Origin of the sequence: Acidovorax delafieldii 2AN (assembly GCF_000175235.1) — a bacterium.
Classification (GTDB): domain Bacteria; phylum Pseudomonadota; class Gammaproteobacteria; order Burkholderiales; family Burkholderiaceae_C; genus Acidovorax; species Acidovorax delafieldii_B.
On the sequence record NZ_ACQT01000165.1, the window covers coordinates 1 to 8534 of the forward strand.

Genomic DNA, 8534 nt, shown 5'->3' on the forward strand with positions numbered 1-8534 from the left:
CGGCGTTGGCTGCGTCGCCGGCGGCTGGGGTCTTCACCCACCGCGTCGCCACGCCGTTGGAGGCCGCGCTTGGCACGGCCTGGTGCGCTGCTTTATCTGTGGGGGCTTTGCGCGCGGCGGCAGGTTTCGCAGCAGGGCGGTGCGGGGCTGGGCTGGCAACTGCATCGGCTGTAACAGGGGCAGACTCTTGGGCTGTGGCCGCTTGCGTCCGTGCGCGCTCGTGCTGCTGGATGAAGTCGCGCACCCGGGGATACACGATCTCGCGCCAGCGTCGACCACTGAAAATGCCGTAGTGGCCCGCGCCCTTGGCTTCAAGGTGGTGCTGCTCGCTGCGCACGATGCCGGTGCACAGGTCGTGCGCGGCCTGGGTCTGGCCCGACCCGGAGATGTCGTCCAGCTCGCCCTCTACCGTGAACAGTGCGGTGGTGGTGATGTCCTGTGGGCGCACCCGCTCGACTTTGCCGGAGGGCGAGCGCACGTCCCAGGTGCCATGCACCAGCTTGTAGTCCTGGAAGACGGTTTGGATGGTCTCCAGGTAATAGTCCGCATCCATGTCCAGCACGGCGTTGTATTCGTCGTAGAACTTGCGGTGGGCTTCGGCGCTGGCGTCGTCGCCCTTGATCAGGTCCTTGAAATAGTCGTAGTGGCTGGAGGCATGCCGGTCGGGGTTCATGGCCACAAAACCGGTGTGCTGCAGGAAGCCTGGGTACACCCGGCGGCCAGCGCCCGGAAAATTGTCAGGCACGCGGTAGATCACATTGTTCTCAAACCACTCGAAGCTGCGGTTGGTGGCCAGGTTGTTCACCGTGGTGGGGGATTTGCGCGCATCGATGGGGCCGCCCATCATGGTCATGGTGATGGGCGTGGTTTCGCCCCGGCTGGCCATCAGCGACACCGCGGCCAGCACCGGCACGGTGGGCTGGCAGACGCTGATCACGTGGCAGTTGCCGTAGATGCCCTGCAGGTGGCGGATGAACTCCTGCACATAGTTGACGTAGTCGTCGAGGTGGAACTCCCCTTCGGACAGAGGCACCAGCCGGGCATTCTTCCAGTCGGTGATATAGACCTTGTGGTCGCGCAGCATGGTGCGCACGGTGTCGCGCAGCAAGGTGGCGTAGTGGCCCGAGAGGGGGGCCACGATCAGCACAACAGGCTGGCGCTTGAGTTTGTTCAGCGTGGCCGGGTCGTCCGAGAAACGCTTGAAGCGGCGCAACTCGCAAAATGGCTTGTCCAGCTCGACGCGCTCATGGATGGCCACGCCCACGCCGTCCACATCCACCGTGGGGATGTCAAAGGCGGGCTTCTCGTAATCCTTGCCCAGACGGTACAGAAGGTCGTATCCGGCGGAAATGCGCTGTGCCAGCGGGCTCTGACTCAGGGGGGACAACGGGTGGTTGTAGAGCTTGGAGGCCGCCTGCGCGAAGTCGGCAAAGGGCTCCATCAGGGAGCGCTGGGTTTCGTAGATCTGGTAGAGCATGGGGCGAAACTCCGTTATGTTGCAGTGCAATATAGCAGCATCTGGTTACCGACGCATGGAGTGAAACCACCAATGCCAAGTCACCTTGGGGACAACGGTGGGCCGCCGGTCTTCCGTGAAACCAAAGGTGTAAATTGCTATATTAATAATAGCTACTTGCGCTTTATGTATGAGCGCTGTACGGCACTATTGCTCTTTATAGCCCCGGCGTGGCCGCCACGCTCTGGTGCAGCGCGCTGCAACAACGGGCGGCAGAAAAACATGACGGATGTCACGTGCCCGGCTGCTCCTGCAGCCAGGTTTCGAAGGCTTCGCGGGCGACGTTGCGCAGGGCGGGGCGGAACACCACCTTGTTACTGAGGTACAGGCAGTGGCGGATCACGGTGTAGGGGTTGAAACTGCCGTGGGGGTTTTGCTCTTCAAAATGCTGCTTGTAGCGCTTGACGACGCCAATGGTCTCGCGCAACAGGCTGTTCAGGCGGGAGCGGGTCATGCCGGGCGACCATTTCTGGATGTCGTCCACGAAGCTGTCCACCTTGTAGGGCTCGAATTCGAAATCCTTGAAGAAATGGGTGGCGATCTTCAGGAAGGTGAAGGCATTGAGCTCGCTGCCGGTGGTGGGGGCCTTTTCCGTAGCCGGCTGGCCGGCCTCGGGTGCGGTTTCGGCGGTTTCGTCGGGGGCCTCCAGCAGCTCGGCCGCCGTGGCGTCACGGATCTGGCGAAACTCCCGGTCGGCCAGTTCGAAAAGTGCCGAAAGCACGTTGATGCGGCGTTTGAGCTGTCCGGGAATCGACTTCTTGTATTTGATCTTGTGGTCCAGCACGCTCCAAGAATCCTGGATGATCGTGCGCACCTGCAGCTCGAAAGGCAGGTCGGCGCAGGCGGCGTACTCGGGCAAGGCGCGCTGGGCGGCGTTGAGCCGCAGGTCCAGGTGCAGGCCCTTGTAGCCAAACGAGGCCTCGGTGCCTTCCACGGCGGCTACCTTGTCCGTCACGTCGATCACGTCGAAATGCGAGCGCACCAGCGCGGCCACCTTTTCCAGCTCATCCTCGTACAGGCACACCACGCGCACCCCGATCAGGTCGGTGATGTAGGGCGCTATCTCGTAGGGCACGTTGGCTTCTTCGAGCGCGGGCCGGTACTTGCGCGTGAATTTGCGGATGCACTCGTCGGCGTCCTTGACCCGCCCTTCCACCTTGGCCAGCTCGACCCGACCGGACGCGGTGACCACGGTGGTGATCATGGCCACGAAGGTCTCGCACGCCTGGTGCAACAGGGGCAACTGCTGCGCATGAAAAGCGCGGAACTGCAATTCTTCCAGTTCAAAGTCGTGCGATGGCATAGGTGTCTTGGATGCGGGGTGAGAGCAGGTTGGCGCCTTTTCCGGCAGACCAGGGGTGGGATCAACCAGCCCCCATTATTTCTGAAGCGCCCTGGCAACACTGCGGCGAATCGCGGTTTGAGTTGCCGATAATGGCGCGGCACCGCCGTCAGGCGCGTGCGGACACAAGGGCTGGCCCGCGCGGGCAGCCCCGCCGGCATTTCAACCACCGCATGAACCGACCTTTTTCGACCACGCCAGACGACAGCAGTGCAGCCGGCGCCTGGCGGCCAGCAGCGTTCGCGTTGTTGCTGGCCCTGGTGGTGGTGGGGCTCAGCTACCTGTACTGGCGGGCCGAAGAGCGCGAGGTGAACGACCGGCGCTGGCGCGACCTGCAGACTTCGGCCGACCAGATCGCCTACAACCTGCGCGACCGCATGGCGGCGTACGAGCTCGTGCTGCGTGGCGTGAAGGGCTACTTCGACGGGTCTGAACGCATCGACCGCGAGGAGTTCCAGGCCTACGTGGGGGCGTTGCAGCTGCAGGCGACGCGGCCGGGGCTGCAGGGTGTTTCGCTGGTGCTGTACCTGCCGGGTGACGCCTTGCCCGCGCACCTGGCCGACATGCGCCAGCGGGGCTTTGCTTCCTACGCCGTGCGCCCGCCGGGGCCGCGCGCGGTCTACACCCCCATCACGCACATCGAGCCGCTCGAGGGTGAAAACCTCAAGGTGCTGGGTTTTGATGTGAGCACCATGGACATCGCCCGCGAAGCCCTTGACCGGGCACGCGATACGGGGCAGCTGGCCGTGTCGGGCCGGCTGCCGCTGATACAGGGGCAAGAGCAGGGCATGCAGCCCGGCCTGGTGATGTACCAGCCGGTGTACGACCGGCTGGCGCGCCTGAATGACGTGCAGAGCCGTCGCGATGCGCTGCGGGGGTGGGTGTCGGCGCCGTTTCGCATGAGCGAGGTCATCGCCGGGCTGAGTGCAGAGTTCGACGCTGACGTGGGACTCGAGATTTTCGATGGGGACATTTCTGCCGACGACAGCAGGCTCTTTGGCAAGCCTTGGGCGGGGGGGATGAACAGGGCGCCATGTCCACCACGCGCCGTGTCGATATTGGCGGGCGGCACTGGACGCTGCGCATGCATCCGCTGGCGGCGTTCGAAGCGCGCTACGGCACCGGTGCCCATGCGCTTGTGGCCGGCGTGGGCGCCCTGATGGGGCTGCTGCTGGGCGGGTCGGTGTGGCTGCTCGCCACAGCGCGCGAACGGGCGTTGCGCCTGGCGCGGGGCATGACGTCCGAGCTGCGCGGCACCCGCGACGACCTCGAGAGCACGCTCAACGCCATCCCCGACCTGCTGTTCGAGTTGGGTCTGGACGGCCGCATCCACCATTTGCGCCACTCGCGCGCAGCCCTCTTGCCCGCGCCTGCGCAGATGCTGGTGGGGCAGCGCATGCAGGACATCGTTGCGCCCGACGCCGCCGCCGGCTGCCTGGCGGCCCTGCAGGCAGCCCACGACACGGGGCATTCGGCCGGCCACCAGTACCGGTTGGGCAGCGGCGGCGATGAGCGCTGGTTCGAGCTGTCGATTGCCCGCAAGGAGAACGCGGCGCCCGGCGAGGCTCCGCGCTTCATTGCCCTGTCGCGCGATATCACCGAGCGCAAGCTCTCCGAAGCCCGTACCTACCACCTGGCTTATTTCGATGCGCTCACCGGCCTGCCCAACCGCCGCATGCTGCTGGACCGCATGGAGCGCTCGCTCGACGCCGCGCGGCGGGCGGGGCAGGTGGGGGCGCTGCTGTTCATTGACCTCGACAACTTCAAGCAGATCAACGATGCGCGGGGGCATTCGCTGGGCGACCTGCTGCTGGTCCAGGTGGCGCAGCGCCTGGTCGATTTGCTGGCACCCGGCGACATCGTGGCGCGCCTCGGTGGCGATGAGTTCGTGGTGCTCGTCCACGACCTCGCCGGCGGCATGCAAGATGCCGGGCCGGCGGCCATGGCCGTGGCCGAAACCCTGCGTGTGGCGCTGGAGGCGCCCTACACCATCCACCAGCATCTCTACAGCAGCACCGCCAGCATCGGCATCACGCTGTTCCCCAAGCCCGACGAAGGGGTGGAAGACCTGCTGCGCGAGGCCGACACCGCGATGTACCGCGCCAAGGACCTGGGGCGCAACCGCATTCGCTTCTACGAAGCCGCCATGCAGGCCGATGTGCAGGAGCGCCTGACGCTGGAGCAGGATCTGAAGAACGCAGCGGCAGAAGGCCAGCTTGCAGCGTTTGTGCAACCCCAGGTGAATGCCGCCGGCGTGGTGGTGGGCGGCGAGTTGCTCATGCGCTGGAACCACCCGGTGCGTGGCAGCGTGCCGCCGGCGCGCTTCATTCCGGTGGCCGAAGCCTCGGGCCTGATCCTGCGCATGGGCGACTGGATGATCCTTCAGGCCTGCGAGACGCTGGCGCGCCTGCAGGCTGCCCAGCGCGACCTGTCCATTTCGGTGAATGTGAGCGAGCGCCAGTTCCGCCAGGATGACTTCGTGGAGCGCATGCGTGGCGTGCTGGTCAGCACGGGCGCGAACCCCGCCCACCTGATCCTCGAAGTGACCGAAAGCCTGCTGATCGAGAACCTGGACGACACCATCGCCCGCATGACCGAGCTGCGGCGCCTGGGTGTGCGCTTTTCCATCGACGACTTCGGCACCGGCTATTCGAGCCTGGCCTACCTCAAGCGGTTGCCGCTGTACGAGCTGAAGATCGACAAGAGCTTTGTGCAGGATGCGCCCCACGACCCCAACGACACCGCCATCGTGCAGTCCATCATTTCCGTGGCGCGCCACCTGAATCTGCATGTGGTGGCCGAAGGCGTCGAAACCCGGGCCCAGGCCGATTTTCTGGTGGCCAGCCAATGCAACGGGCTGCAAGGCTACCTCTTCGGGCGGCCTGAGCCATTGCAGCAGTGGCTGGCCCGGCAGCTGCAGGGCGGCTGAACGGCGCGGGACGCCTGGGCGTTCAGCCGTCTGGCCGGGCGCGCGGGCTTTGCCTCTCGGGCGGTGCTGGGTAGCTACCGTTCAGGGCCTTTCGGACGGCATGGGTGCCCGTCCGGCCATGGCACACCGGCGTCTGCTGAACTGTGGTCAGGCAGGCACAGGCCCGGCGTGCGCCAGGGCCATGACTTCGTGCGGCGGCAACCCCTTGAGGCGGTGATCGCTCCACACTTGGCGCCACCGGCGCGAGCCGGCCAGCCCGTGGCGCAGGCCCAGCATGTGCCGGGCAATGCTCGCCCAGGGGGTGCCGTGCGCCGCTGCTTCGCGTGCCATGTACTCGACCATGGTGGCTTCCACGTCATCACGCGTGAGCGAGCTCTCGGGCGCACCGTAGTACAGCGCGTCCCAGCGCGCCAGCCACCAGGGGTTGTGGTAAGCCTCGCGGCCCACCATCACGCCGTCGAGGTGGCCGAGCTGCTCGTGCACCACGTCGTCGGTCTGGATGCCGCCATTGATGGCGATGGTCAGGTGGGGAAAGTCGCGCTTGAGCTGGTGCACCACGGCATAGCGCAGCGGCGGCACCTCGCGGTTCTCCTTGGGGGACAGACCCTTGAGCCACGCGTTGCGCGCATGCACGATGAACACCTCGCACCCGGCTGCGGCCACGGTGCCGATGAAGTCGCGCACAAAGCCATAGCTCTCGTCCTTGTCGATGCCGATGCGGTGCTTCACCGTCACCGGTATCTGCACCACGTCCACCATGGCCTTGACGCAGTCGGCCACCAGCTGCGGCTCGTTCATCAGGCAGGCACCAAAGGCGCCGCGCTGCACGCGCTCGCTGGGGCAGCCGCAGTTGAGATTGATCTCGTCGTACCCCCATTGCTCGCCCAGGCGCGCGCAGTGCGCCAGGTCCGCCGGCTCGCTGCCACCCAGCTGCAGCGCCACCGGGTGCTCCTCGGCGTTGTAGCGCAGGTGGCGTTCCACGTCGCCGTGGATCAGCGCGCCCGTGGTCACCATCTCGGTGTAGAGCAGGGTGTGGCGGCTCAGCAGGCGGTGCAGGTAGCGGCAGTGGCGGTCGGTCCAGTCCATCATTGGGGCGACGGACATGCGCCAGGGGCTTGAAGTGGGTTCCACGGTCAAAAGGAAGGCAAGGGAAAGAGAGCGCGGCTGCGGTGAGGCGGGCAACGGCAGAAGGGAAAAGGCAATTATCCCATCGCACCCAGAAGCCTGCCCGGCTGAGGTTTTATAGAAAATCTGGCTGCAGCGCTTGGCCCATGTGCGCAAGCAGCTATCAAAAACAAAGCACTGAGCTAGGCGGGGGGCACTGCGCTGGAGGGGCATGCCCAGCCGGCTCGGCCAACCTCTGCGGGCTGTGGGTGGTGAGCGGGCACAGGCCGGCGCAAGCTGGGGTGGAAGGAGGCCGGGCGGGCAGAGGCCAAGATGCCGTGGCCCGGCCATTCGGCTGCTTTGGCACAAGAATGTTGCAAAAAGTTTCGCGGATACTTGGCCGGTTCCGGTTCCGGTTCCGGTTCCGGTTCCGGTTCCAGTTCCGGTGACTCAACGCGACCCGAGAGGAGCCGGCCGCAACCATCGGCTCATCGCCGCCGCCATCGCGCCCACATCGCCAACCCCGTTCCTCGCGCCGCCGCCCTCTGTTGCCCGTTGTCCCGCATGCACCACACCATTTTCGACACGCCGATCGTCAACACCCTGCTGCGAGCCGTTTCGCGCGCCGTCCTGCGCGTGACGGGGTGGAAGGTGGAGGGCAAACTTGACGCCGCTGCCGCCAAAAGTGTGCTGATTGCCGCGCCCCACACCAGCAACTGGGACTTGCCCTACACGCTGATGCTCGCGTTTGCGCTGCGTTTGCGCGTGTACTGGATGGGCAAGCACAGCCTTTTTCGCTGGCCGTTCGGGCCACTGATGCGCTGGCTGGGGGGCATCCCCGTGAACCGTAGCCAGGCCGGCAACCTGGTGGCGCTGTCGGCCGCGGCCATGCGGGCCGCCACGGGCCCCATGCAGCTCATCGTGCCGCCCGAGGGCACGCGCGGCAGGACGCGGCACTGGAAAACCGGCTTCTATTTCATCGCGCAGCAGGCTGGCGTGCCCATCGTGCTTGCGTTCGTGGACTACGGGCGCAAGGTGGGCGGGCTTGGCCCGGTGTTCGAGCCCACTGGCGACCTGGAGTCAGACATGGTTGCCATCAAGGCGTTCTACGCGCCCATTCAGGGCAAGAACGCTGACCAGTTCGATAGGGGATGAAAAACGCTGCTGCGCTTGCCAGTAGATCGTTTGCAGCTATATTAAATATAGCGATTTATCGGGATGCGCAGCGCGGCGACGGGTATTGCCCATCGCTGATGGCCAGCGCAAGCGCAATGTCCGCTGCGCTGGTGGGCGTTCTTTGGTGGGCGCAAGCGGCGCCAAGCAATTGCGCAGCCGCTCGGCGCAGCGTCACCCAATGCTCCGGCGGTCGATCTTGCGGCTGAGCACGATGCTGGTCTGGGTCTGGTGCACGCCGTCGAGCTGGCCCAGGCGGTCCAGCAGGGCGTCCAACTGCTCATGGCTGGTGCAGCGCACAAACGCCAGGTAATCGAACGGCCCGCTCACGGCCGAGACCTCTTCCACTTCGGGCATCGCTTCGAGCGCGCGCAACACGGCCGGCGCCGATTTGGGCTGCACGCTGAGGGAACACCAGGCGCGCACCGTGGTGGCATCGAGCCGTGCGCCCAGCCGCACTCCATAGCCGG

7 protein-coding genes are annotated in these 8534 nt (G+C 65.7%); 3 read left to right on the top strand and 4 right to left on the bottom strand.

Annotated features, from left to right (window positions below; genetic code table 11):
- On the bottom strand, positions 1-1477 hold a 1477-nt coding region (locus ACDELDRAFT_RS16245), incomplete at its 3' end, for a polyhydroxyalkanoate depolymerase (protein WP_005798785.1).
- 271 nt (positions 1478-1748) lie between these two features.
- Entirely contained in the window at positions 1749-2819 is a 1071-nt protein-coding gene (locus ACDELDRAFT_RS16250) for a GTP pyrophosphokinase (protein WP_005798787.1), read from the bottom strand.
- A gap of 212 nt (positions 2820-3031) precedes the next feature.
- Here ACDELDRAFT_RS16250 and ACDELDRAFT_RS25800 point away from each other — a divergent pair, with 212 nt between their 5' ends.
- Together ACDELDRAFT_RS25800 and ACDELDRAFT_RS25805 are read left to right on the top strand one after the other, a co-directional pair.
- Positions 3032-4018 (top strand): CHASE domain-containing protein, encoded by a 987-nt coding sequence (locus ACDELDRAFT_RS25800; RefSeq protein ID WP_005798789.1) that lies wholly within the window; start codon positions 3032-3034, stop codon positions 4016-4018.
- 74 nt (positions 4019-4092) lie between these two features.
- On the top strand, positions 4093-5787 hold the full coding sequence (locus ACDELDRAFT_RS25805; RefSeq protein ID WP_232504797.1) for a putative bifunctional diguanylate cyclase/phosphodiesterase: 1695 nt from the start codon (positions 4093-4095) through the stop codon (positions 5785-5787).
- Between the two features lie 147 nt (positions 5788-5934).
- Here the strand turns inward: ACDELDRAFT_RS25805 and dusA are convergent, their stop codons facing one another.
- On the bottom strand, positions 5935-6924 hold the full coding sequence (gene dusA, locus ACDELDRAFT_RS16260) for a tRNA dihydrouridine(20/20a) synthase DusA (protein WP_081470155.1): 990 nt from the start codon (positions 6922-6924) through the stop codon (positions 5935-5937).
- 531 nt (positions 6925-7455) lie between these two features.
- On the opposite strand from dusA, the gene ACDELDRAFT_RS16265 reads away from it, so the two are divergent.
- On the top strand, positions 7456-8046 hold the full coding sequence (locus ACDELDRAFT_RS16265) for a lysophospholipid acyltransferase family protein (protein ID WP_005798793.1): 591 nt from the start codon (positions 7456-7458) through the stop codon (positions 8044-8046).
- 192 nt (positions 8047-8238) lie between these two features.
- On the opposite strand, the gene ACDELDRAFT_RS16270 is transcribed toward ACDELDRAFT_RS16265, so the two are convergent.
- Positions 8239-8534, bottom strand: a 296-nt coding sequence (locus ACDELDRAFT_RS16270; RefSeq protein ID WP_005798795.1) for an Lrp/AsnC family transcriptional regulator, incomplete at its 5' end; no start/stop codon positions are given.

Excerpts from the sequence above, each read along its gene's own strand:
- ACDELDRAFT_RS16250 (WP_005798787.1), bottom strand. The coding sequence starts at position 2,819 with ATGCCATCGCACGACTTTGAACTGGAAGAATTGCAGTTCCGCGCTTTT.
- ACDELDRAFT_RS25800 (WP_005798789.1), top strand. The coding sequence starts at position 3,032 with ATGAACCGACCTTTTTCGACCACGCCAGACGACAGCAGTGCAGCCGGC.
- ACDELDRAFT_RS16265 (WP_005798793.1), top strand. The coding sequence starts at position 7,456 with ATGCACCACACCATTTTCGACACGCCGATCGTCAACACCCTGCTGCGA.
- ACDELDRAFT_RS25805 (WP_232504797.1), top strand. The coding sequence starts at position 4,093 with ATGACGTCCGAGCTGCGCGGCACCCGCGACGACCTCGAGAGCACGCTC.